The sequence below is a fragment of the Streptococcus oralis genome (assembly GCF_024399415.1).
In the GTDB taxonomy this organism is placed as follows: domain Bacteria; phylum Bacillota; class Bacilli; order Lactobacillales; family Streptococcaceae; genus Streptococcus; species Streptococcus oralis_CS.
Map to the genome: position 1 here is coordinate 1,496,954 of NZ_CP029257.1, position 24,263 is coordinate 1,521,216.

The 24,263-nt window shown below is 41.5% G+C and carries 17 protein-coding genes; 8 read left to right on the plus strand and 9 right to left on the minus strand.

The annotated features are described in order from the left end of the window. Positions 1-47 precede the first annotated feature (47 nt). Entirely contained in the window at positions 48-7,664 is a 7,617-nt protein-coding gene (locus tag DG474_RS07335; RefSeq protein ID WP_255777898.1) for a YSIRK-type signal peptide-containing protein, read from the minus strand. Between the two features lie 552 nt (positions 7,665-8,216). Here DG474_RS07335 and DG474_RS07340 point away from each other — a divergent pair. Further along, positions 8,217-9,410, plus strand: coding sequence for a ferredoxin reductase family protein (locus tag DG474_RS07340; protein ID WP_255777900.1), 1,194 nt, complete (start codon positions 8,217-8,219; stop codon positions 9,408-9,410). Between the two features lie 101 nt (positions 9,411-9,511). After that, positions 9,512-10,141: an MBL fold metallo-hydrolase gene (locus DG474_RS07345; protein WP_255777902.1), complete on the plus strand. Its 630-nt coding sequence runs from the start codon at positions 9,512-9,514 to the stop codon at positions 10,139-10,141. 104 nt (positions 10,142-10,245) lie between these two features. Here DG474_RS07345 and DG474_RS07350 read toward each other — a convergent pair whose 3' ends face one another. Next, complete coding sequence (locus DG474_RS07350; RefSeq protein WP_255777903.1) at positions 10,246-11,010, minus strand: hypothetical protein; 765 nt, start codon at positions 11,008-11,010, stop codon at positions 10,246-10,248. A gap of 88 nt (positions 11,011-11,098) precedes the next feature. Beyond that, complete coding sequence (locus DG474_RS07355) at positions 11,099-12,991, minus strand: M13 family metallopeptidase (RefSeq protein ID WP_255777904.1); 1,893 nt, start codon at positions 12,989-12,991, stop codon at positions 11,099-11,101. Between the two features lie 179 nt (positions 12,992-13,170). On the opposite strand from DG474_RS07355, the gene DG474_RS07360 reads away from it, so the two are divergent. The 6 genes from DG474_RS07360 (at position 13,171) to DG474_RS07385 (ending at position 17,559) form a co-directional block, all read left to right on the plus strand. After that, the gene (locus tag DG474_RS07360; protein WP_000619158.1) at positions 13,171-13,893 is read left to right on the plus strand and encodes a metal ABC transporter ATP-binding protein; all 723 of its coding nucleotides are present in this window, start codon (positions 13,171-13,173) and stop codon (positions 13,891-13,893) included. Beyond that, on the plus strand, positions 13,890-14,738 hold the full coding sequence (locus DG474_RS07365) for a metal ABC transporter permease (RefSeq protein ID WP_084943830.1): 849 nt from the start codon (positions 13,890-13,892) through the stop codon (positions 14,736-14,738). The genes DG474_RS07360 and DG474_RS07365 overlap by 4 nt, the downstream gene beginning before the upstream one ends. A 25-nt stretch (positions 14,739-14,763) precedes the next feature. Then, positions 14,764-15,696, plus strand: a complete 933-nt coding sequence (locus tag DG474_RS07370; protein ID WP_000733063.1) for a metal ABC transporter substrate-binding protein — start codon at positions 14,764-14,766, stop codon at positions 15,694-15,696. 113 nt (positions 15,697-15,809) lie between these two features. Continuing rightward, entirely contained in the window at positions 15,810-16,304 is a 495-nt protein-coding gene (gene tpx / locus DG474_RS07375; RefSeq protein ID WP_255777906.1) for a thiol peroxidase, read from the plus strand. 83 nt (positions 16,305-16,387) lie between these two features. Then, positions 16,388-17,038, plus strand: coding sequence for a metal-dependent transcriptional regulator (locus DG474_RS07380; RefSeq protein WP_255777907.1), 651 nt, complete (start codon positions 16,388-16,390; stop codon positions 17,036-17,038). A gap of 107 nt (positions 17,039-17,145) precedes the next feature. Then, complete coding sequence (locus tag DG474_RS07385) at positions 17,146-17,559, plus strand: hypothetical protein (protein WP_255777908.1); 414 nt, start codon at positions 17,146-17,148, stop codon at positions 17,557-17,559. Positions 17,560-17,589: 30 nt separating this feature from the next. Here DG474_RS07385 and dtd read toward each other — a convergent pair whose 3' ends face one another. The 6 genes from dtd to cysS form a co-directional block, all read right to left on the minus strand. Further along, positions 17,590-18,033: a D-aminoacyl-tRNA deacylase gene (gene dtd, locus DG474_RS07390; RefSeq protein WP_255777912.1), complete on the minus strand. Its 444-nt coding sequence runs from the start codon at positions 18,031-18,033 to the stop codon at positions 17,590-17,592. A 29-nt stretch (positions 18,034-18,062) separates the two neighbouring features. Next, complete coding sequence (locus tag DG474_RS07395; protein WP_255777913.1) at positions 18,063-20,279, minus strand: RelA/SpoT family protein; 2,217 nt, start codon at positions 20,277-20,279, stop codon at positions 18,063-18,065. A gap of 138 nt (positions 20,280-20,417) precedes the next feature. After that, entirely contained in the window at positions 20,418-21,548 is a 1,131-nt protein-coding gene (locus DG474_RS07400; RefSeq protein ID WP_247940644.1) for an ABC transporter ATP-binding protein, read from the minus strand. A 113-nt stretch (positions 21,549-21,661) separates the two neighbouring features. Next, the gene (locus tag DG474_RS07405) at positions 21,662-22,531 is read right to left on the minus strand and encodes a helix-turn-helix domain-containing protein (RefSeq protein ID WP_247940643.1); all 870 of its coding nucleotides are present in this window, start codon (positions 22,529-22,531) and stop codon (positions 21,662-21,664) included. Positions 22,532-22,534: 3 nt separating this feature from the next. After that, on the minus strand, positions 22,535-22,921 hold the full coding sequence (locus DG474_RS07410) for a Mini-ribonuclease 3 (RefSeq protein ID WP_247940642.1): 387 nt from the start codon (positions 22,919-22,921) through the stop codon (positions 22,535-22,537). Next, entirely contained in the window at positions 22,914-24,257 is a 1,344-nt protein-coding gene (cysS, locus tag DG474_RS07415; protein ID WP_247940641.1) for a cysteine--tRNA ligase, read from the minus strand. Before cysS ends, DG474_RS07410 begins: the two co-directional genes overlap by 8 nt. Positions 24,258-24,263 lie beyond the last annotated feature (6 nt).

Below are 24,263 nucleotides of genomic sequence, written 5' to 3' on the forward strand. Positions count from 1 at the left end.
TTTGTTTAAGAAACTAATGGATACTACTTAGAATCTCGAGTATAGAATTAGTCTTCTTTTTTCTTGCGAGACACAAGTCCAAATCCGCTCATCAAACCAAGTACTCCTAGAGCTGCCAAAGCTGCATGATCTTCCGTACCAGTATTAGGTAATTCTTTGGTTGCTTTAGTAGTTGGAGATTGCTCAGTCGGTTTTTGTTGAGGGGCAGTAACAACTTTTTCGTAGACATGTTCTGTGTCGCCATTTGGAAGTTTCTTAGTCTCTACGAAACGGTAGCCTGGAATATCTTTCTTAGGTTGTTCACCTTCTTCGGTTGGATGGCCTGGAATCTCATTGCCTTCCTTATCCTTGTGACTGGTCTTAACCTTCTCATAAACATGTTCTGTGTCGCCGTTTGGAAGTTTCTTAGTCTCTACGAAGCGGTAGCCTGGAATATCTTTCTTAGGTTGTTCACCGTCTTCGGTTGGGTGGCCTGGAATTTCGTTCCCTTCCTTGTCCTTGTGACTGGTCTTCACTTTTTCGTAGACATGTTCTGTGTCGCCGTTTGGAAGTTTCTTAGTCTCTACGAAGCGGTAACCTGGAATATCTTTCTTAGGTTGTTGGCCGTCTTCGGTTGGGTGGCCTGGAATTTCATTGCCTTCCTTATCCTTGTGACTGGTCTTCACTTTTTCGTAGACATGTTCTGTGTCCCCGTTTGGAAGTTTCTTAGTCTCTACGAAGCGATAGCCTGGAATATCTTTCTTCGGTTGTTCACCGTCTTCGGTTGGGTGGCCTGGAATCTCATTGCCTTCCTTATCCTTATGACTGGTCTTAACCTTCTCATAAACATGTTCTGTGTCACCGTTTGGAAGTTTCTTAGTCTCTACGAAGCGGTAACCTGGAATATCTTTCTTAGGTTGTTCACCGTCTTCGCTTGGATAACCTGGAATTTCATTGCCTTCCTTATCCTTATGACTAGTCTTAACCTTCTCATAAACGTGTTCTGTGTCGCCGTTTGGAAGTTTCTTAGTCTCTACGAAGCGGTAACCTGGAATATCTTTCTTAGGTTGTTCACCGTCTTCGCTTGGATAACCTGGAATTTCATTGCCTTCCTTATCCTTATGACTGGTCTTAACCTTCTCATAAACATGTTCTGTGTCACCGTTTGGAAGTTTCTTAGTCTCTACGAAGCGATAGCCTGGAATATCTTTCTTAGGTTGTTCACCGTCTTCGGTTGGATAACCTGGAATTTCATTGCCTTCCTTATCCTTGTGACTAGTCTTCACTTTTTCGTAGACATGTTCTGTGTCACCGTTTGGAAGTTTCTTAGTCTCTACGAAGCGGTAGCCTGGAATATCCTTCTTAGGTTGTTCACCGTCTTCGGTTGGATAACCTGGAATGTCATTCCCTTCCTTATCCTTGTGGCTGGTCTTAACCTTCTCATAAACGTGTTCTGTGTCACCGTTTGGAAGTTTCTTAGTCTCTACGAAGCGGTAACCTGGAATATCTTTCTTCGGTTGTTCACCGTCTTCGGTTGGATGTCCTGGAATTTCATTGCCTTCCTTATCCTTATGACTGGTCTTAACTTTTTCGTAGACATGTTCTGTGTCGCCATTTGGAAGTTTCTTAGTCTCTACGAAGCGGTATCCTGGGATATCTTTCTTAGGTTGCGAACCATCTTCACTTGGTGCTAGGATATTTCCTTTAGTATCAACAAATGAAGTATTCGGACGTACAGTAGGGATGTATTTAGCTGTAATTGGGGTTCCATTCTTATCAACACGTTTAACTGTTACTCCAGTTGCTCGACCTACAAATTCTGGCTCTGGTGTGAAAGTAACTTTTCCAGCTTCATCAATAGTATATGTACCCTCACCTGGTACCTTCTTCTCTGTTGTACCATCGTCAAAGGTCGGCTTAACTGTTTCATCAATTTCCACCGGAATTTCTTTACCATTGATTGTTACTTTTCCGCCTTCAAATGTTGGTGTTCCTGATTGAGGTTGTCCTTTCGGACCTTCTGATTCAGAATCTTTTGAAGTAGGTGTAACTGGGATAACAACTGGGGTATACTTAGCTGTAATTGGAGTTCCATTCTTATCAACACGCTTAACAGTCACACCTGTTGCTTGACCTGTAAATGTCTTCTCGGGAGTAAAGGTTACTTTTCCAGTTTCATCAATAGTATATGTACCTTCACCTGGAATTGTCTTCTCTGTTGTACCATCATCAAACGTTGGTTTGACTGTTTCATCAATTTCAACAGTTTTCTCAATACCATTAACTTTGACTTTTCCACCTTCAAATGTTGGTGTTCCTGATTGAGTTGCACCCTGAACATCTGTTGTAATAACATCCGAACTTGTTGGAGTTGCTGGTTTAACAACTGGAGTGTATTTAGCTTTTACAGGAGTTCCATTCTCATCTAAACGTTGAACTTCTACACCTGTTCCTTTTCCAGTAAATTGTGGTTCTGGCTTAAATTCTACCATACCATTATTTACAGTATAAGTTCCTTCGCCTGGAATGACAATTGGTTGATCTGTTGGTTTTCCTGTTTTTGGATCAATAAGTTCAAGACCCTTGGTTTCATCAATAGGAACAATTTTTTCCACTCCATTAACAGTAACCCTACCACCTAGGAATGTAGGCACTCCTTTTTGAGTTGCACCTTGAATGTCTTCTGTAACAGCATCAGTAGCTGTTGGAATTGCTGCCTTAACAACTGGAGTGTAGCTTGCTGTAACGGGGGTTCCATTCTTGTCTTCACGTAAAACTTCAACACCTGATGCTTGACCTGTAAAGGTTTTTTCAGGAACAAAGGTTACTGTTCCGTCCGGTGCTACAGTATAAGTACCTTCACCCGGAATAGTGATAGAATCCACAACATTTCCAGTTTTAGAATCAATCAATTTAGCTGGAACAGTGTCATTCATCTCAACAGTAACTTCTTTTCCATTGACAACTGCAGTTCCGCCTTGGAATTCTGGTTTTCCAGTTTGAGTTGCACCTTGAACATCTTCAGAAGTCGCAGGAACTCCAATAGGATTTACTGGGATAATTTGTGGCGTGTAAGTTGTCGTCACTTTAGTTCCATTTTCATCTTCTGCTCGCACAGTTGCTGGAGTAACCTTACCAGAATACAATTTATCCGTTGGACTAAAGGTTACCTTTCCAGTTGTTGGATCAATAGAAAATGTACCAATTTCAGTAGTCCCATCTTCAGCATAAGCTGGAGTTGTCTGACCTGCAGGAACTTCATTTCCTTCTTTATCAAGAAGTTTTACTGAACCTTGTTTAATTGGTGCAATTGCATCACCTTGAACAAACGTAGGAGTGCCTGTTTGTGTTGCTCCTTGAATATTTTCAGAAGTTGCTGGAGTTGCTGTTGGTGTAACTGGCGTAATCAATGGTGTGTAAGTTGTTTCAACCGAAATACCATTTTTATCTTTAGCCTGTACACGCACAGGTTGAACTTCACCACTATAAGTCTTATCAGTTGGGGTAAAGACTGCAACGGCTTGTTCACCAACTGTTTTCAGAGTATATGTACCAATAACATTTCCACTAGGGTCTTTAGCTGGAACAGATGTTGCTGGAGTTCCGGTTTCATCTAAAAGAGTGAAAGTAGCTGGGTCAATATCTACAGTCACCTGTTTACCATCCAGTGTAGTCGTACCACCATTGAATGTTACTGTACTTTCTTGAGTTGCTCCTTGGACATCAACTGACTTAGCAGGTTCTGCTGTTGGAGTAACACCTACAATATGTGGAGTATAAGTTGTCTTAACTTTTGTACCATTCTCATCTTCAGCCTGAACTGTTGCAGGTTGGACTTTGCCTTTGTAAGTCTTATCGGTTGGACTGAATGTTACAGTATTTGAAGTTGGGTCAATTGTATATTCCCCTACTTTGTTACCATTCTCATCCAAAGCATCTACTGAAGCTCCAGGTGCTACCGGAGTACCATTCTTATCAAGAAGAACAGCTGAGTTCGGCTTGATTGGAGCAACAGAGTGTCCTTCTTTGAATGCTACCGTTCCTGTTTGAGTAGCGCCTTGGATACCAGTTGATTCTGCAGGAGTTGCTGTTGGAGTAACTGGTGTAACAGTTGGAGTATAAGTTGCTGTCGCTGTAGCGGTAATAGGTCTTCCATCTTTATCTTGACCAAGAGTTGCTGTTAATGATACAGTCACTGGGGTTGCTGTACCTGTGAATGTTTTCAACGGAACAAATGTCACAACACCAGTTTCATTATTAATTGTGTATGTTCCTTGACCATCAATTGTTACTTGGTCAACTAACTTACCAGTGGTAGGATCTACCAACTTAGCAGGTGAAGTAGCACTTGGTGCCACAGGTGAGCCATCACCAACAGATGTAAAGGTTGGAGTACCTGTTTGAGTCGCTCCTTGAACATCTATGGATGTTACATTATGACCTTCAATCGTGTCTGTTACTGTGATGTGGTAAGTTGTTGTAGCGGTTGATGAGCCAGCCCCATGATCCACACCAGATTCAGTTCCACCTATTGTAGCATCTGTTGTGTAATTGCCATTACTATCAATAACGTCAACTGTTACTGTATAGACTCCCACTTCACTCAGTGTATAACCACTAGCAAGATTATAGTTGTTTGCATCTTGTTTAGTGTCATAAACCTTCTGAACTCCTGAGGGAGATGTTACTGTAATACGAGTAATGTAAGTTGTTTTTCCGTACTTAGTATCTTCTGCATCAGAGATTGTCACTGCAGCTTTTGCTTCATTACGAAGATCTACCGCAGTTCCTTTAGTAGAAGTATAATCTTGTGAGCTTGCAATTGGTTTCGTATTGACAACAGTCGCAACATCTGAGTTAGTTGCGATTGTTCCTCTAATGATTCCACCAAAACCTGATTTAGTATGAACTTCCCATGAATCATCACCCAACTTTTTAGCAGTAACTTCTGTTCCATCTGATGATGTCCATGTGTTTGAATGTTTGTCAAAAGTAATAGTTACTGACATACCATCGCCAGCTTGGTTAGTATTTTGAGAAACATATTCCGTCATTGGACGATCAGGAGTACTTACACTTGTTACATTTCCATCTTTATCAAGTTGACGAGTATATTCGTAAATGAAGAATTTCATACCGCCATCTAGTTTCGTTTCAGTGTATACTTGGCGTTTCGTCCAAGTTGTAGTCCCATCTCCATTTGCTGTTTTCACTTCGGCATAGTCAGCAGGAAGCTCCCAGTGACCAGATGTACTATTTAAAACTGCAGTGTGTTTTTGCCCATCAGTTCCATTCAATTCAACTCGATCACGTAAGAAAGTTCCCTTAACATTTTCAGCTGATGCTTCTACTTTGATATTATCAACACCAACTTTTGCAGTTGCCTCTGACGTGACTGGAATATTAAAGACGGTATTTGAATCTACAGCACCTAGTTCTTGATTTTCAGTAACCGCTGTATTGGTTGAACCACTATCTACAAGCCATTTACCATTAACGGCTTTCAAGTTTGTTACAGTTCCATCTGGCATTGTAACCTTAGCACTTGTAGCACCTTTCGAGATTTTAACAGGAACTGTTGTTGAATAGGTTTCAACGTTTTGAACTTCAACTTTAGGCTTAACAACTACAGTAATAGAACCGTGCGCCTCTTGACCTGACTGATTCCATGTCGTATTATTAGATAACTTATCATAATCTTTAGCAAATACTGAAACGGTATAGATACCTGCCTCTGTCACCTTACCTCCAATGACAGCATTACCCATGTTGGTTCCAGCAGCTTTTTGCTCTTCAGCAGTACTGTTTGTTACAGTATAGTTGGTGCCAGGAATCAACACTTTAGAATCATCTAATTCTGCTCCTATAGTATTGTAGCCTGAGACACCTGTGACTGCTTTAGAAGAATTTTGACGAACTTTAACTACTTTACCTTCAGCAGTTGTATAGTCATAGTTTCCTGCTGAATTGCCAGGTATCGCACTAGCTCCCGAAGAATCATGAAAACGAAGATTGATATTCGCATCATCACCAACAGTTCTATCATAACGAGCTGAATCTGACTGAATTGCAGGAGGTGTGCTATCTTGCCAACCTACCCAACCAGCACGTAGATTCTGAATTTGGAAGGTAACAGTCCGCCCATCTGTATTCGTTGCAGTAATATTGAATCGTAAGTCATACACTCCATTTTCAATACCAGCAATTACTTTACCTTGAATGGTATCTGTCGCCTCATCATAAGTAACACCTGGTACAAGGTTAGTTGGTGTTACAGAGGTAAGACTCCAACCAGCTTGCTTAGCTTTTTCTGTAACTGCAATACGTTCTTTCAAACCTTTAATATAAACTCTGTCAACTCCTTGTTCATACCCATAGCCATAGATTTCTGTAGCTAGATATTCATAACCACCGTTAGCAGAGTATATTGACGTCGCAGCGTTTGAAATTCTTGACCCATCCGCACGGAGTTTGTTTCTCCAAAGAGAGGCTTCTTCTGCTAATTTTTTAGCGGCATCAGGGGTTAATGGATAGTCTACACGTCCTTTGTTGTTATGACCAGTTTTTCCACCCTGTTCTGTATGCATCCCATTTCCAGCATTGGTATCTTCACCAGTCCGCTGATTAGAATAGACTTCTATCTCTAACCCTGTAGCATCAGTACCCGTAATTAATTTAATTTCTTGTACTGGAATTGTATAGGTATCTTTACCAGTATGATTTGCAGCGTTTGTTTCCGATGCATGAGTTGTGTTAGAACCCTCTTCGGCATAGAAATCTTGAGCAGCCAAAGCGACTCCAAAGTTTCCATCTTTTCCGATTCCTGCTTTCTTCAAATCATTGTAGACAGCAATAATGGAATCATTTAAGCGTGACAATTGATCATTGATTTGTTTAGCTGTAACGCTATCCGTAACTAACACTTTTTTAGCTTCCGCAATAACTTCTTTATTATTAGCTATCGCCGCCTCAATTGCCGCTTTGTTTTCAGCCTCAAGCTTATTTTTCCGGACTGCTTCAGTTGCTAAAACATTGGTTACCTCAGCTTCAGAGGTAACTTGTTCTAAGACTTTTTTAGCTTCTTGGACTGGTTTGACAGTTTCTTCTGCTTCTTTTGTTTCTTTTGTTTCTTCTGCTTTTTCTGTAGCAGTGGTCGCCACTGGTTTGACTGCTGTAGTTGCTGCTGTTTCCTCAACTTGTTTCCCAGCTTCGTCTGACTCAACTACAACTGTAATCAAAGCTTCAACTTTAGCATGCTCTGCATCGATATCAGCCTGTTTTGCAGTTTCGTTTGCAAGAACTGCCTTTGCCGCAGTCAATACTTCATTTGCAGTAGCTATCGCTGTTGCATCAGCTTTCTTTGCAGATGCAATCTTCGCTTCTAACTCAACTACTTTTTTAGTCAGAGCAGTCTTATCAACTTTTTTAGTCTCTACTACTTTTTCTGACGCCTTAGCTTCAGATTTCTCTGCCGTTATAGTTGACTTCGACTCCTTTGTTGCTACTGGTGTTGTCGTTGCCACTGTTGCATCTGCACCTTGTACTTCCGCTGCCGATACCGCACCATTACCTAGGAACATCATCAAACCGGTCGCAATTGCCACCGACGCTGCCCCAAAGCTGTACTTCCGAATGCCATAACGAATGTATTTCTCCGTTCTAAACCCCTGTTGCTTACTCTTCATAAGATACACAACCTCCCTATTTTTATTATGTTGATATTGAAATATAGAAAAACAAAATTTCTTTCTCTCCTTAAAAAGGCTTTTAAATTTTGATATTTCAAAAGGATTATATCCTCGTATTCAATATGCATATTCATACTAACACTTTTCCCTATCTTTTTCAACAACTTTTATAATTTTATTTTAGAAAAATACAAAAATAATTTAATGGTAAATGCTTTAAAAAACCAATATTCATGAAGGTTTACAGCGTGTAAACTCCCGTAATCATTTATCTTATAATTAAATAAAATACACTTTAATGTATCAATTTATTTTTTAGAGTCTTGTAGAAGTTAAATTTTCCCAAGCCTTACATTGTTATAACAAAAAATTTTCTATAAGAAGTGCACAAATTTAACAGTATATTTCTTAGCCATTATTTATAGATTATCATGAAGATTTGACTTAGAGGTCTAGAACCTAAACCTTGACTAGAGATTCTTTTTTTGTTAAAATGTAACAAATGTTATTACATCAAATATAAGATAAATCTATGAAAGGACTTCTACTATGAAATCATTAAAAGGTATTTTATTTATCGGACTTAGTATGCTTCTGACCATTCTAGCTTGGCTCAGTTCAGGCGCTAGTCAGTTTCTAGTCCCTGGTTTAGCTCTCACTACTCTCTCACTTACTTTTATACTAGCTAGCCGTTCACTCCTGCTTGAGGCTTGGTTCAACGGACTTGAAAAGATATATCTAGCTCATAAATTCACCGCTTTTCTATCCATTCTCCTACTAACCCTACACAACTTTAGCATGGGCGGTCTCTGGGGTTCGCATTTGGCCGCACAGTTTGGAAATATCGCTATCTATATCTTTATCAGCATTGTTCTGGTTGCCTATCTGGGACAATATATCCAGTATGAAGCATGGAGATGGATTCATCGATTGGTTTATCTAGCCTATATCTTTGGTCTCTTTCATGTTTTGATGATCATGGGAAATCGTCTCCTCTCCTTTAGTTTCCTAGGTCTTATCTTTGGAATCTATGCTCTTTTAGGCTTGCTTGCAGGTTTTTATATTATTTTCCTTTATCAAAAGGTCGGTTTCACCTATCTTGGAAAAATCGTAGGAATCAAACGCCTCAACCACGATACAACTGAAATTGAAATCGAACTTAGTCATCCTTTCTCCTACGAATATGGACAATTTGCCTTTCTAAAAATTTTCCAAAAGGGTTTTGAGACTGCTCCACACCCTTTCTCCATCTCAGGAGGACAAGGACGAACTCTTTATTTTACGATAAAAAACTCTGGTGACCACACCAAGAATATCTATGACAATCTTCAAGTTGGTAGCAAGGTTGCAGTTGATCGCGCCTATGGGCATATGACTATGAAACACGGTCCAAAACAGCAAATCTGGATCGCAGGTGGAATTGGAATGACACCTTTCATCTCTTATATCCGGGAGCATCCTATCCTAGACAGGAACGTTCGTTTCTACTATAGTTTCCGTGGAGAGGAAAATGCTGTCTACCTAGATCTACTTCGTGACTACGCCCGTCAAAATGCTAACTTTGACCTGCAGCTAGTCGATAGCAATGAAAAAGGATACCTGACTTTGGATCAAGAAGAAATCCCTGACCAGACTACAGTCTATATGTGTGGACCTCTTCCTATGATGAAGGCCCTTGCCAAGCAAATTAAGAAAAAGAATCCCAAAGCAAAACTCATTTACGAAGGTTTCAAGTTTAAATAAGATCATTGTCCCTCTAACACAAAAGAGGGACTTTCTTTTCACTTTATTTCCCTCTTCTGTGCTATACTTAGTTTAGTACATTCTTTGAGATTGGAGCCAGTATGAAAATCCATAAAACCGTGAATCCCGTTGCTTATGAAAACACTTATTATCTGGAAGGAGACCAACACCTGATTGTGGTTGACCCAGGTAGCTATTGGGAAGCTATTCGCAAGACTATTGAAAAAATCAACAAACCCATCTGCGCGATTTTCCTGACCCACACCCACTACGACCATATTATGAGTCTGGACTTGGTCAGAGATACTTTTGGAAATCCCCCTGTTTATGTAGCAGAGAGCGAAGCTAGCTGGCTTTACACTCCAGTTGATAATCTCTCTGGTCTCCCTCGTCATGATGATATGGCAGATGTGGTCGCAAAACCAGCAGAGCACACCTTTGTCTTTCATGAGGAATACCAGCTTGAGGAATTTCGTTTTACAGTTCTACCGACCCCAGGGCACTCTATTGGCGGTGTTTCTATCGTCTTTCCTGATACTCATCTAGTCTTGACGGGAGATGCCCTATTCCGCGAAACCATCGGACGGACCGATCTTCCTACAGGTAACACGGAACAACTTCTCCATAGCATTCAGACGCAACTCTTTACTCTTCCTAACTACGATGTCTATCCTGGACATGGTCCAGCTACGACCATCGCTCACGAAAAGACCTTTAATCCCTTTTTCTAGCAAGCAAAAAACCAAGGATAACATCCTTGGTTTTTGTGTAGCTTCTATTTCTATGTCAATATTTGCTCAGAAGAATCAATATTGACTAGAAAAGCAATTCAAAACTAATTAGCCTGATTCAATTCTTTCCAACCAATGTTAGACAAATCAAGCTTTTCAGAAGAGATATCTAAAACTTGCTCTGCTTTTTCATTGCCACCGATTTGAATAGTTGCTTCTTTAATCTTCTGCACTCCATTTTTATCAAACGAATATAGAGCCAGATTCATTTCTGGACGAGTTGACTGCCAGTCTGCATAAGAGACTTGACCGTTTTCATAAATATCAAATCCTGAGCGAAAACCACCTGCAGAAGCTACATAGGCTGTATGAAGTAAGCTAGGTTTTTGATTTTCCAAATAATAAATGGCTGAAACAAATTTTTCATCGCCAATAAGCAACTCGTCTTGACCATCCTTATTCAAATCAACAATTGCGTATTTCCAATCGGGTGCATTTTGATAATCCATTCGAGAGAAAACCAGGCCATATTCTTCTGAAGTAATCTTATCTTGTTTATTTTCCTTGTATAAATCTTCTCTATTACCTTGTTTTAAAAGGTCTGTAAAGTGATTATAGCGTTCAATCACTTCTTTATATAAATCTTGTCTAGTTTCTTTCTTATTTTCAGCTGTCGATTGCGATTCTTTGGTTGACGAGTCACTAGTATTTTCAGCCTTTGCTTCTGTTGATACACTAGTCTTATCGTCTTTAGAGACAGATGATAGTGCAGATGAAGGTTCTGTATTGTTCCTATTTTTATTGAGAGCACAAGATGCTAGAACTGAAATCGAAAGAATAGCTGATAGCATCATTAAAAATTTCTTCATGTTAACCTCGATAGCATTGTATTTTCAGATTGATAAACTTCAAAAATGAACCATTAATTCCAAGATGATACTTGGTTAGGGTCTTACTTTACCAAATAATCACACGGTCCTCTGGTGAACGCCACATGCCGTCGCCTTCTTTGACATCGTATGTTGTAAAGAAGTCATCGAAGTTTGGCACTTGAACGTTGACACGGAGTTTGGCAGGCGCGTGCACATCGACACTGGCCATAAGTTTCATCAATTCTGGACGGCCTTTCATGCGCCAGATACGAGCAAAGTTGTGGAAAAATTCTTCAGCTGAGAAGTCTGGTTCTCTCTTGGCTGCTTCAAGGGCTGCAGCAATTCCTCCCAAGTCAGCAACGTTTTCAGACACGGTTAGTTTCCCATTAATCGTTGCACCGTAAGATTCTTGTCCATCAAACTGGTCGATAACTTTCTGCGTTTTTTCTTTGAAAGCAGTATAGTCACTCTCTGTCCACCAATCCTTGAGACTACCATTTTCATCAAAGGACGCACCATTTGTGTCAAAGGCGTGAGAAATCTCGTGAGCAATAACTGCACCAATACCACCGTAGTTGGCAGAAGATGACTGGTGCAAATCATAGAATGGAGCCTGTAAAATGGCAGCTGGGAAGACAATCAAGTTCTTCTGAGGATTGTAGTAGGCATTGACCATGTGAGCTGGCATACCCCACTCCTTGTAGTCAACCGGTTGGTTCCACTTGCTCCAGCTGTGCTTGATTTCCACACGCGCAAAGGCTAGGGCATTCTCAAAGAGACTGGCAGTTTCATCCACTACTTTGTCCTTGTAGCGTTCTGGCAATTCCTCTGGATAACCGATATAAGGCTTGATGACATTGAGTTTGACAATGGCTTTATCACGCGTTTCAGGAGTGAGCCAGTCGTTCTTAGCCAAACGTTCCTTATAAACATCGATCATAGTCGCCACTTTTTTCTCTACATCAGCCTTAGCTTCTGGGGAAAATTTTTCATACGCATACCAGAGACCAAGAGCCTGCTTGAAAGGACCTTGAGCCAAGTGATAAGCTGCCTTGACCTTATCCTGAGCTTCTGGAACACCTGAAAGGGCACGTCCGTAGGCACCTGACAAAACACGAATCTCGTCAGTTAGATAGCTGGTTGAAAGATTCACCACAGCTAAAATCAAGGTTGCCTTAAGCAAAGGCCAAGCTTCTTCACTATAAAATTGGTCTGCTGCTTGCCAGAAACGCTCTTCATCTACGATAACCTTGTCAGGCACTTGCCCAAGAATAGCTTGGAAGAAATCATCCAAAGGTATGGCAGGAGCGAATTTCTTGAAATCTTCATAAGCGTATGGATGATAGAGTTTGGCATATTCTGAACTTTCTTCATTTGAAAGGACAACTGCAGCGATACGACGGTCCAATTCCAATCTCTTCTCTAGCAAATCTGCAATTTCCTCATCTGAAAAATCGTAGGCTTTGAGAAGATTTGCGCTACTTTCCTTCCAAAGCGTCAAGAGTTCCTCACGCTGAGGATGGTCTTCAGCATAGTAGGTTGTATCTGGCAAGATAGTTCCTGGTGCACTTGCCCAGAGAACATTGGTTCTGGCATCCATAAAGTCTGGTGATACTCCAAATGGAAGGAAGTTTGGTTTCCCTGCTAGTTCAAACTCTGCCAGTTTGCTAGTAAAATCTGCAAAGCTCTCCAAATCTTGGTATTCCTTGAGCATTGGCAAAACAGGCTTGATCCCATCAGCTTCTCTCTTGTCAAAATCACGTACCATACGATGGTACTTAACAAAGTTTGCGAGGATAGCGTCCTCTGGAACATCTTCGCCTTCCAACCACTTGTCCGTAGTTGCCAGCATTAACTCTTCAATTTCCTCATCAAGGTCAATAAAGCCACCTGTTCGAGATTTATCAGCTGGAATAACAGCTGTTTTTTCCCATTCTCCATTGATTGCATCATAAAAATCGTCTTGATAACGTGTCATCTTGTTCTCGCTTTCATTTTTTCACTTATTCTTAGCTTAGCAAAAAACACTTGGGAATGCAATTAAAAATGGTCTCTCTTTTTTCTTCATTTTTCAGTTATTATTTTAAATTTTTTAAAAATTAACTTGACTTAATTTTTTTTTTAATGTATATTAAAAGACAGGAGGAAAATAACTGTATGATACGTATCGAAAACCTCAGTGTCTCCTACAAAGAAACGTTGGCACTAAAGGATATTTCACTAGTGCTCCACGGACCAACTATTACCGGAATTATTGGTCCAAACGGTGCTGGAAAATCAACTTTATTAAAAAGTATGTTGGGAATTATCCCACACGAAGGTCAGGCCTTTCTCGATGACAAAGAAGTCAAGAAATCTTTACATCGAGTTGCCTATGTCGAGCAAAAAATCCATATCGACTACAATTTCCCTATCAAGGTCAAGGAATGTGTCTCACTGGGACTCTATCCATCTATCCCGCTCTTCCACACTTTAAAGGCCAGCCACTGGAAAAAAGTGGCGGATGCACTTGAAATCGTTGGACTCTCAGACTATGCTGATCGCCAAATCAGTCAGCTCTCTGGAGGACAATTCCAACGTGTTTTGATTGCCCGCTGCTTAGTGCAGGAAGCTGACTACATCTTTTTAGATGAGCCTTTTGTCGGGATTGACTCGATCAGTGAAGAGATTATCATGAATACACTGAGAGACCTTAAAAAAGCTGGTAAAACAGTTCTCATCGTCCATCATGACCTCAGCAAAGTCCCTCATTATTTCGACCAAGTTATGCTTCTCAATCGAGAATTGGTTGCTATTGGTTCAACTGAAGAAACCTTTACCGAAGTCAATCTCAAAAAAGCTTATGGTAGTAAGCTCTTCTTTAATGGAGGTGACCTATGATAGTAGAATTTATCGATGGATTGCAACATTTCCATTTCCTACAAAATGCCTTGATAACAGCTATAGTCATCGGAGTGGTTGCTGGAGCTGTGGGATGTTTTATCATCCTACGTGGAATGTCTCTCATGGGGGATGCTATCTCTCACGCAGTTTTGCCCGGCGTAGCCCTTTCCTTTATCCTGGGAATTGATTTCTTTATTGGAGCAATCATCTTTGGCTTGATGGCTTCCATCATCATTACCTACATCAAGGGAAACTCTATCATCAAGAGTGACACTGCCATTGGTATTACCTTTTCATCTTTCTTAGCCTTAGGTGTCATCTTGATTAGTGTTGCCAAGAGTTCGACAGACCTCTTCCATATCCTTTTTGGGAATATCCTCGCTGTCCAAGATACGGACATGTGGATCACCATTGGTGTGGGTGCAGTCATTCTCTTGATTATCGGGATTTTCTTTAAACAACTATTGATTACATCCTTTGACGAACTCCTGGCTAAAGCCATGGGAATGCCCGTCAATTTCTACCACTATCTGCTCATGGTGCTCTTGACCCTTGTGTCAGTCACTGCCATGCAAAGTGTTGGAACGATTCTTATCGTGGCCATGTTGATCACCCCAGCTGCGACGGCTTACCTGTATGCTAATAGCCTAAAGAGCATGATTTTTCTTTCATCAACCCTAGGGGCAACCGCTTCTGTTTTGGGACTCTTTATCGGCTATAGCTTCAACCTCGCAGCAGGATCCAGCATCGTGCTCACATCCGCCAGCTTCTTCTTAATCAGTTTCTTTATCTCTCCAAAGCAACGATACTTGAAACTAAAAAATAAAAAAATCAATAAATAAGGGGAAACCCTTCTGGAGGAATCTAATGAAAAAATTAGGTACATTGCTCGTTCTTTTTCTTTCTATCATTGGATTAGCTGCCTGTGCTAGTGGGAAAAAAGATACAGCATCTACAAACCAAAAACTAAAGGTTGTAGCGACTAACTCTATCATTGCTGATATTACTAAAAATATCGCTGGTGACAAGATTGATCTTCACAGTATCGTTCCTGTTGGTCAAGACCCACACGAGTACGAACCACTTCCTGAAGACGTAAAGAAAACTTCTGAGGCTGACCTCATTTTCTATAACGGTATCAACCTTGAAACAGGTGGCAATGCTTGGTTTACCAAATTGGTCGAAAATGCCAAGAAAACTGAAAACAAAGACTACTATGCAGTTAGTGACGGCGTAGATATCATCTACCTTGAAGGTCAAAACGAGAAAGGCAAAGAAGACCCACACGCTTGGCTCAACCTTGAAAATGGGATAATTTATGCTAAAAATATCGCTAAACAGTTGATTGCAAAAGACCCTAGCAACAAGGAATTCTACGAAAAAAATCTCAAAGACTATACTGAAAAGCTAGACAAACTGGACAAGGAAGCTAAAGAGAAATTTAACAATATCCCTGCTGAGAAAAAACTCATTGTAACCAGCGAAGGATGCTTCAAATACTTCTCTAAAGCTTACGAAGTTCCAAGTGCCTACATCTGGGAAATCAACACAGAAGAAGAAGGAACACCTGAACAAATCAAGACCTTGGTTGAAAAACTTCGCCAAACAAAAGTTCCATCACTCTTTGTTGAATCAAGTGTCGATGACCGTCCAATGAAGACTGTTTCACAAGACACAAATATCCCAATTTACGCACAAATCTTTACTGACTCAATCGCTGAAGAAGGTAAAGAAGGTGACAGCTACTACAACATGATGAAATACAACCTTGACAAGATTGCTGAAGGTTTGTCAAAATAATCCATTAAAAACGTCATTCTCACCGAATTGGCGTTTTTTCAATTTCCGGTCAAATCATTGGAAAAATCTGACAATTCTCGGTAAAATAAAAGAAAAAAGAATGGAGTAGTTTCATGACCACTTTTCTCGGAAATCCTGTAACTTTTACAGGTAAACAACTGCAAGTCGGAGACAAGGCACTTGACTTTTCTCTTACGACAACCGATCTCTCTAAAAAAACGCTAGCTGACTTTGATGGAAAGAAAAAAGTCTTGAGTGTTGTCCCTTCTATCGATACTGGTGTCTGCTCAACGCAAACACGTCGATTCAACCAAGAACTTGCCAACATTGACAATACTGTCGTTCTTACTGTTTCTATGGACCTACCATTTGCCCAAGGACGCTGGTGTGGGGCTGAAGGTCTTGACAATGCCATCATGCTTTCAGACTACTTCGACCATTCTTTCGGACGCGATTATGCCCTTTTGATCAACGAATGGCATCTCCTTGCACGTGCCGTCTTTGTTCTCGATACTGACAATGTCATCCGTTACGTAGAATACGTTGACAACATCAACACGGAACCAGACTTTGAAGCTGCCATTGCTGCAGTTAAAGAACTAGACTAAAATCACAAGCATTATGACAGAAAGCTAGAGAAATCTAGCTTTTTTTGGTATACTAGATGGAGAGAATGAACAAGAGGAAACGAATGACTCCAAATAAAGAAGATTATTTAAAATGTATTTATGAAATCGGTACGGACATGCAAAAAATCACCAACAAAGAGATTGCTGCCCGTATGCAGGTCTCTCCGCCTGCTGTAACAGAGATGATCAAACGCATGAAAAGTGAAAATCTCATCCTCAAGGATAAGGAGAACGGCTATCTATTGACAGATATTGGCCTCAAACTGGTCTCTGAGCTCTATCGTAAACACCGGTTGATTGAAGTCTTTCTAGTTCACCATCTAGACTATACTAGCGATCAAATCCACGAAGAAGCTGAGGTCCTAGAACACACAGTCTCTGACCTATTTGTAAAGAGACTGGATAAACTGCTTGGTTTCCCTCAAACTTGCCCCCACGGTGGAACCATACCAGCCGAGGGAGAACTCTTGGTTGAAATCAATAACCTTCCACTAGCAGCTGTCCAGGAAGCTGGAACCTATCTCCTGACTCGCGTTCATGATAGTTTTGAACTACTCAAGTATCTAGAAAAGCATGAAATCCATATCGGTGACCAAGTCAAAGTCAAGCAGTTTGATAATTTTTCCAATACCTTTACACTGGTCAACAAAGACGAAGACCTCCAAGTTAGTATGGATATCGCCAAACAACTCTATGTCGAAAAAATCAACTAAGCCCTTATTCCTGAAAGAAATTCTTTTCAGGGATTTTTTATTATTTTGCTTGTAACTCCCATTTGTTTGGTGTAGAATGAAGCTAGATAAAAGAGGGAGGTCTTCCTATGAAAAAGCTCTTTAGAATCCATTTTGCAGCCATTGTAGTCAGCGATTTGCTACTGTTGGTAACTTTCAGACCCCGATACGAACTTTCTTTGGAGAGAGGTCTGATTTTTTGCTTCATTTTCATCCTTGCTCAAGGACTACTGCTATTTCGCTTGGTCAATCGACTCAAAAAACATTTCTCTGAGATTTATCCTCAGATGAACAAAAAAATTCGCCTCTACTACTTAACGATTCTCTCCGTTGACCTTCTATTATTTGTCTTTTTAGCCTTCACTAGTTCTCAACGATTTTCCTCTCTTATGCCAATCGTCACTGGTTGTCATTCTACTTTATATTATATGACGGCTGCCCACCTAAGAGAAAACTATCCAGACTTTTACAACAAACACATCTCCTTCTGGGAGTGTCTATAAACAAAAACCAAGCCAGCTGGCTTGGTTTTCTTATCTATTTTTAGTATCAAGAATGATGGTAACTGGCCCATCATTGACTAGCTCCACCTGCATATCCGCTCCAAAGATACCTGTCTGAACGGGCACTTCCTGAGCTAGCTTTTGGTTGAAAGCCTCATAAAAGGCAGTTGCCATATCAGGCTTGGCTGCACCTGTAAAAGCTGGACGATTGCCTTTCTTGGTATCTGCAAAGAGGGTAAACTGAGAAATAGAAAGGATTTCTCCTTCAATATCTTTGACAGACAGGTTCATCTTGCCTTCCACATCTGAAAAAATCCGCATGTTGACGAGCTTTCTCACAGCATAGTCCAAATCTTCCTCTTGGTCCTCTGGACCAACACCGACCAGCAATAAGAGTCCCTGATTGATCTTTCCATGAACCTGACCTTCGATACTGACTTGAGCTTTTTTAACCCGTTGAATAATGATTTTCATAATAGCCTTTCTAGTAACTGAAGGGAGAATTAGCCGTTGGTCCGTTTGACAGAGTAGACCTCTGGCACACTCTTAATCTTGTCCACGACTGTGGTCAGTGTAGAGAGGTTTGAAATTCCAAAGGAGACATGGATATTAGCAAATTTCATATCCTTAGTTGGTTGAGCATTAACGGTTGAGATATTCTTGGTCGTGTTTGAGAGAACTTGTAAAACATCATTTAAGAGCCCTGTACGGTTGAGACCATAGATATCGATGTGGGCAGTGTATTCCTTGCTTGAGAATTGATCTTCCCACTCCACATCAAGGAGACGTTGCTCGTAGTTTTCTTGGGCACGGAGATTCATACAGTCCACACGGTGAATAGCCACACCGCGTCCCTTAGTAATGTAACCGACAATGTCGTCACCCGGAACTGGATTGCAACACTTGGCAATCCGCACTAAGAGACCTGAGGCACCTTCAATGACCACACCACCCTCATGCTTAACCTTGAGGGTTTCTTTGTTTTCGACCTTAACTTCGCCACCTTTGACAAGCTCTTCTGCTTCCGCCTTGGCCTTAGCGCGTTCTTCCTCACGACGTTCCTTTTCGGTCAAACGGTTAAAGACGGTAATAGCGCCAATTTCTCCAAAACCAATGGCTGCGTAGAGAGCCTCCTCTGTCTTGTAGCTGGTCTTTTGAAGAACCTCATCCATATGGCGCTTGTCCATGAATTTATTGGCTACATAGCCGTTTTCTTGGAACTGGGCCATCAACATTTCACGGCCCTTGTTAACGGATAATTCCTTGTCTTGATTTTTAAAGAACTGACGAATCTTGTTGCGCGCCTTACTGGTCTTGACCATGTTGAGCCAGTCACGACTCGAACCAAAGGAGTTGGGATTGGTGATAATTTCAACCTGATCCCCTGTCTTGAGCTTGGTTGTCAGCGGAACCATACGGCCATTGACCTTGGCGCCAGTCGCTTTTTCACCGACTTTGGTATGGATTTCATAGGCAAAGTCAATCGGTCCTGAATCTTTTGGAAGGGAGCGAACTGCACCATCAGGAGTAAAGACGTAAATCTCCTCCGCCAGATAGTTTTCCTTAACAGAGTCCACAAATTCCTTGGCATCATCAGCCTGGTCTTGGAGCTCCATCATCTCCTTGATCCAGTTCATCCCAATAGCAGATTCCTTGCTGTTGACCTGCCCTTTAATGCCTTTCTTATAAGCCCAGTGAGCCGCTACCCCGTACTCAGCCACTTCGTGCATTTCTTTAGTACGAATCTGGAATTCAATCGGCCCTTTTGGCCCATAAACAGTTGTATGGATAGACTGGTAACCATTGGCCTTACGATTGGCGATATAGTCTTTGAAGCGGCCTGGCATAGGTTTCCAAAGTTCATGCACATAACCCAGCATAGCATAGACATCACTCTGGGTATCTAAGATACAGCGAATGGCAATCAGGTCATAAATTTCCTCAAAGCGTTTCTTCTTATCCTGCATCTTGCGGTAGATCGAATAGATATGCTTAGGACGACCATAGATTTTCCCTTTGAGATTTCGTTCGGTAGCGTACTCTTCCAACTTGGTTACGACTTCGTCGACCAAAGCCTCACGTTCTCTGCGTTTTTCCTTCATCATGTGGGTAATCTTGTAAAACTCAGTTGGATTGAGGTAACGGAAAGATAGATCTTCCAACTCCCACTTGACACTGGAAATCCCTAGACGATGAGCAAGTGGTGCGTAAATTTCCATGGTTTCTCTGGAAATCCGTTCTTGCTTGTCCTTTCGCAGGTGTTTAAGAGTCCGCATATTGTGCAAACGGTCCGATAATTTAACCAAGATAACGCGGATATCCTCAGACATGGCCATAAGCATCTTGCGGTGATTTTCAGCCAATTGTTCCTCGAGTGATTTGTACTCAACCTTACCAAGCTTGGTCACCCCATCAACGATAATCCGAACATCATGACCGAACTCTCTTTCCAGATCATCCAGTGTCGCATCTGTGTCTTCAACTACGTCATGCAAAAAACCACAGGCAACGGTTACGGCATCCAGCTTGAGCTTAGCTAGAATGCCTGCAACCTGAATGGGATGGATAATATAGGGCTCACCTGATTTCCGAAACTGCCCACTATGACAATCAACTGCGTAAATCAATGCTTTTTGTACAAAAGTAACGTCTTCCTTTGTTAAATATTCTTTCGTTAAAGCGACTACCTGATCGCCCGTCAAATTCACTTCTTTCGGCATCTATACTCTCCAATTCTTCCTACCATTTTATCACTTTTTTAAGGATATGAAAACTAGAAAAGCCTGTTTTTATGCCAATACCAATCATTAAAAAAACACTACCAGATTTCTCTAGTAGTGTTTTGACATTTCATTTGCTTAGTAGACAGTTTTTTCAGTTTCTACGTCGAAGAAGTGTGCTTTGTTCAAGTCAAATCCAAGTTCAACTGTTGCACCTGTTTGCAAGTAGTCACGAGCATCCACTTTTGCAACAAATTCGTCTTTACCAACTTGGCAGTAAAGGTGAGATTCTGAACCAAGCAATTCTGATACGGAGATAGTAGCTTTGACAACTGACTCTGGGAATGTTTCAAGGAAAGCAGGTTCTGCGTTCACATCTTCTGGACGGATACCGAAGATCAATTCTTTTCCTTCGTAGCCTTTGTCACGAAGAACTTTCAAAGCACCTTCTGGCACTTTCAAGCGGAAACCGTCAGAAACAATTTCGCTACCATCCAATTTTACATTGATGAAGTTCATAGCTGGGCTTCCGATGAATCCTGCTACAAATTTGTTAACTGGGTTTTTGTAAACTTCTTGAGGAGTACCGATTTGTTCAACACGTCCGATAGTACCTGTACCAGCTGGGTTCTTAGTTGCTGACATGATAACGATACGGTCTGCAAGTGTCATCGCTTCTGTTTGGTCGTGGGTTACGTAGATAGTTGTAGCACCGATACGACGGTGAATCTTCGCAATTTCAGCACGCATCGATACACGAAGTTTGGCATCCAAGTTTGACAAAGGTTCATCCATCAAGAACACTTTTGCATCACGGACGATGGCACGACCCATGGCAACACGTTGACGTTGACCACCTGAAAGGTCAGCTGGTTTACGATCCAAGAATTCTTTCAAACCAAGGATTGCTGCTGCTTCTTGTACACGTTTGTCGATGTCTTCTTTGCTGTACTTACGCAATTTCAAACCGAAAGCCATGTTGTCATATACAGTCATGTGTGGGTAAAGAGCGTAGTTTTGGAATACCATGGCAATGTCACGGTCTTTTGGAGCCACGTCGTTGACAACCACGCCATCGATAGATGCAGTACCTTCTGTAATGTCTTCAAGACCAGCAATCATACGAAGAGTTGTTGATTTACCACATCCTGAAGGCCCTACGAAAACGATAAATTCTTTGTCTTTGATGTCCAAGTTGAAGTCTTCAACTGAGTAGTGTTCGCTGTTTGGATATTTTTTGTAAATATTTTTAAGATTTAATTCTACCATCGAGGTAAACTCCTTTTGTCTTTTGATAGTTTTATTATAGATGAAAACGCTTTACTTTTCTATGGCAAGATGACCAAAAAAATAAAAAAGTTCTGTGCAACTTGCACAAAACTTTAAAGAATATCTGGTAAAATCAACTGATAACACAAGGTAAGATCCGTTAACTCCTTCAACTGAAGCCCTGTCAATTCTTCCCATCTATCAATCTTGTATTGGAGAGAGTTGCGGTGCAGATAGAGTTGCTGGGCTGTTTTAGTTAGGACAGCACTGTTTTCCCAAAGAGAAAGAATGATTTCCTGAATCTGGTCCTGATCCAAGATCATCTGGTGCAGGCATTCCTTGGTTACCTTCAGGTCCACAATCCTTTCTCCCATACTCCAAAGATAGAGTTGTGAAAAGGTGTGTACACCTTGGTGACCCTGACGCCACCAAGTCTTAAACAAATCTCGCTCCGCTTTGATTAAGTCTGATAGGGTTTGATGGCCTGTCTGAGACCACACCTGCCCCAACATGATCGACAGACGAAGGCCAAAGTCATACTCAACCGCTTCAATCGTATCAGATAAAATCGAGCGAACAGAGGTATACTTATCTTGTTGAAGAACAAATACATAATCCTGAGCACCGACCTGCAATACTGTCTGACAGTTAGGAAAAAGAGTCCGCATCATATCCAGCCAAGAGGCTAGATTTTCCTGTTGGAAGTAGGAAAGATGGCAATAAACCAGCTGAATCTTTTTGAAAGTTTGCGGCGCCTGCCCCTTCCCCTCAATCAGATAGGGATACCAAGGATTGAGCGAACGAGCCTGCTCCTGCTGGGTCAAAAGGGCAACCAACTGCTTTTCACGTTCGCTGAGCCCAGCTTCCTCCAGTAGAATCCACTGCTGAGAAGCTAAAGGGAGAGTAAGATAGCCTGGTTTCTCTACTGGCTGATCTGAAATCTGAGCTTCAGGGAACCAGTCTTGTAATTCCTTTGCAATCATATTCTAGCCCTCCACTTTTTGGATGCACCAAGAAATTATGGTCTCTAGACGCTCCAGATTTTCAGTCAGATGGAGATAGCCCATGACCGCTTCAAAGCCTGTAGACATACGGTAAGTAACAATATCTGTATTCTTAGCCTTGGTGTGGCTGTTGGCATTGCGGCCGCGTTTATAGATTTCTTCTTCTTTTTCCGTCAGGACTTGCTCCTCCAACATGAGGGCAATCAAGTGAGCCTGAGCCTTGGCAGATACATACTTGGTCGCCTCTTGGTGGAGTTTATTGGGCTTGGTCATGCCTTTAAGGATGAGATGGCGACGGATATACATGGAATAAACTGCATCTCCCTCAAAAGCTAGCGCAATCCCGTTAATGAGATTGACATCAATCACGAGTCCACCTCACTCCATCCTTGGTGTCAAGGAGCTTAATCCCTTGAGCAGCCAATTGATCACGGATTTGGTCTGCTGTCGCAAAGTCACGATTAGCACGCGCTTCTTGGCGTTTTTGGATCAAGGCTTCAATGTCTGCATCCAAAACTTCCTCAACAAAGACAATCCCAAAGACCTCCAACATATCCGCAAGAGCTTGCTTAACACTTGCATCATAGTTGCCAGAGTTAATCCACTTGGCCATTTCAAAGACAACTGTGATACCATTTGCGGAGTTGAAATCCTCATCCATAGCGGCAACAAACTTATCTTTAAAAGCCTGTAACTCTTGAGCATCTACAGTCCCAGAAAATGGTTGCTCGTAGGTGTTCTTCAGATACTTGAGATTGGTCTCTGCGTCTCGCACTGCTTTTTCCGTAAAGTTGATAGGCTTACGGTAATGCTGAGTCGCAAAGAAGAAACGCAACACTTGCCCATCGAGGGTTTTGAGGGCATCATGTACGGTTATAAAGTTGCCCAAGGACTTAGACATCTTAACATTGTCGATATTGACAAAGCCATTGTGCATCCAGTAGTTAGCAAAAGTCTTGCCTGTTTTTGCTTCTGACTGGGCAATTTCGTTGGTATGGTGAGGAAACTCCAAATCAGCTCCACCACCGTGGATATCAATGGTATCTCCCAAAATCTCTGTCGACATGACCGAACACTCGATATGCCAACCCGGACGACCAGGTCCCCAAGGACTGTTCCAAGAAATCTCGCCTGGTTTTGCAGCTTTCCAAAGAGCAAAGTCTACAGGATTTTCCTTGCGAGCCGTTTCTTCATCGGTACGACCTGAAGCACCCAGCTCCAAATCTTCCAAGGTTTTATTGGCCAACTTAGCATAGTTGTGAGATTTTTCCACGCGGAAGTAAACATCTCCTTGACTCTCGTAAGCATAACCTTTTTCAATCAAATCTTCCACAAAGCGGATAATGTTCGCCATAAACTCCACTACACGCGGATGGCGAGTCGCAGGTTTCACGCCCAAGGACGTCACATCCTCACGAAAGGCAGCAATGTACTTGTCCGCAACCTCTTGCGGCGTGATGCCTTCTTCCTTGGCACGGTTGATAATCTTATCATCCACATCCGTAAAATTGGAAATATAGGCAACTTCGTAGCCACGGTATTCAAAATAACGACGAATGGTATCAAAAGCCACCGTCGAACGGGCATTCCCCACGTGGATATAGTTGTAGACCGTAGGCCCACAGACATACATGCGAACCTTTCCTTCTTCGATTGGGACAAATTCTCGCAAATCACGAGACATGGTGTCATAAATTTTAATCATGCGGTC

Bases quoted from the DNA above. Each gene is read 5' to 3' on its own strand.
- DG474_RS07335 (WP_255777898.1), bottom strand. From the start codon at position 7,664: ATGAAGAGTAAGCAACAGGGGTTTAGAACGGAGAAATACATTCGTTAT.
- DG474_RS07340 (WP_255777900.1), top strand. From the start codon at position 8,217: ATGAAATCATTAAAAGGTATTTTATTTATCGGACTTAGTATGCTTCTG.
- DG474_RS07345 (WP_255777902.1), top strand. From the start codon at position 9,512: ATGAAAATCCATAAAACCGTGAATCCCGTTGCTTATGAAAACACTTAT.
- DG474_RS07350 (WP_255777903.1), bottom strand. From the start codon at position 11,010: ATGAAGAAATTTTTAATGATGCTATCAGCTATTCTTTCGATTTCAGTT.
- DG474_RS07355 (WP_255777904.1), bottom strand. From the start codon at position 12,991: ATGACACGTTATCAAGACGATTTTTATGATGCAATCAATGGAGAATGG.
- DG474_RS07360 (WP_000619158.1), top strand. From the start codon at position 13,171: ATGATACGTATCGAAAACCTCAGTGTCTCCTACAAAGAAACGTTGGCA.
- DG474_RS07365 (WP_084943830.1), top strand. From the start codon at position 13,890: ATGATAGTAGAATTTATCGATGGATTGCAACATTTCCATTTCCTACAA.
- DG474_RS07370 (WP_000733063.1), top strand. From the start codon at position 14,764: ATGAAAAAATTAGGTACATTGCTCGTTCTTTTTCTTTCTATCATTGGA.
- tpx (WP_255777906.1), top strand. From the start codon at position 15,810: ATGACCACTTTTCTCGGAAATCCTGTAACTTTTACAGGTAAACAACTG.
- DG474_RS07380 (WP_255777907.1), top strand. From the start codon at position 16,388: ATGACTCCAAATAAAGAAGATTATTTAAAATGTATTTATGAAATCGGT.
- DG474_RS07385 (WP_255777908.1), top strand. From the start codon at position 17,146: ATGAAAAAGCTCTTTAGAATCCATTTTGCAGCCATTGTAGTCAGCGAT.
- dtd (WP_255777912.1), bottom strand. From the start codon at position 18,033: ATGAAAATCATTATTCAACGGGTTAAAAAAGCTCAAGTCAGTATCGAA.
- DG474_RS07395 (WP_255777913.1), bottom strand. From the start codon at position 20,279: ATGCCGAAAGAAGTGAATTTGACGGGCGATCAGGTAGTCGCTTTAACG.
- DG474_RS07400 (WP_247940644.1), bottom strand. From the start codon at position 21,548: ATGGTAGAATTAAATCTTAAAAATATTTACAAAAAATATCCAAACAGC.
- DG474_RS07405 (WP_247940643.1), bottom strand. From the start codon at position 22,531: ATGATTGCAAAGGAATTACAAGACTGGTTCCCTGAAGCTCAGATTTCA.
- cysS (WP_247940641.1), bottom strand. From the start codon at position 24,257: ATGATTAAAATTTATGACACCATGTCTCGTGATTTGCGAGAATTTGTC.